This window comes from Sulfuricurvum sp. RIFCSPLOWO2_12_FULL_43_24, from assembly GCF_001829605.1.
In the GTDB taxonomy this organism is placed as follows: Bacteria; Campylobacterota; Campylobacteria; order Campylobacterales; family Sulfurimonadaceae; genus Sulfuricurvum.
In genome coordinates this window covers 1-769 of record NZ_MIBT01000079.1, presented here as the reverse complement: position 1 = coordinate 769, position 769 = coordinate 1, and the positions used below count along the sequence as shown (strand labels likewise).

Here is a 769-nt window from a genome sequence, read left to right as displayed (position 1 = left end):
TGTAGGGACATCTGTCCCTGCCAGTAAGACGGATGAATTCGTTTTACTGCGTAACATCAGCTACTAAATCAGGCAAAAAACCAAAAAACAACCCCGACAACTATTCTATAGATTCCAAAGCCTACGAATGTATGGGTTGTAAGAAATTTCATCATCGCTTTTACGGTTATAAATGCAACAACAAATGCTGTTGTAAACCCGACTGCCAAAAGCGAGTAGTCATCCACAACGAGCTCGTGGCGGTTTTTAAACAAATCGTAAGCTGTTGCCGCAAACATAGTTGGAATCGCCAGTAAAAAAGAGAATTCGGCGGCACTTTTGCGTGACAATCCGCTAAAGAGACCTCCAATCATAGTGGCTCCGGAGCGGCTGGTTCCAGGTATCATTGAAAAAGTTTGAAAGAGTCCTATCATCAGAGACTCTTTTATGGTCAGTTCATCTACTGTTTTGTCGCTGCTCTCATCATGATCTCTTCTAAAATATTCTATAATCAAAAATGCAATACCGCCGAGGATGAGCATTACTGCAACGGTTTCTATTCCAAAAAGCCCTTTTATTGTTTTATAAAATAGAAATCCGAAAATAGCTGTCGGCAGAAAAGCCACCGCGATTTTGAGCCATAGATTTTTGTTTGCCAGAAGCCTTTGTGAAAACAAAAACAAAACTGCCAAAATACTGCCCAGCTGAATAGAGATTTCAAATGTTTTGTGCGCAATTGTTTGCTCAAGTCCTAATAGATGTGAAATAAGTATTAGATGCCCCGTAGAAG

1 protein-coding gene is annotated in these 769 nt (G+C 40.3%); it reads right to left on the bottom strand.

What is annotated here, in order from left to right:
* Positions 1 to 68: 68 nt before the first annotated feature.
* Positions 69 to 769: undecaprenyl-diphosphate phosphatase (locus A3G19_RS07360; protein WP_294871642.1), on the bottom strand; the 701-nt coding region annotated here is incomplete at its 5' end.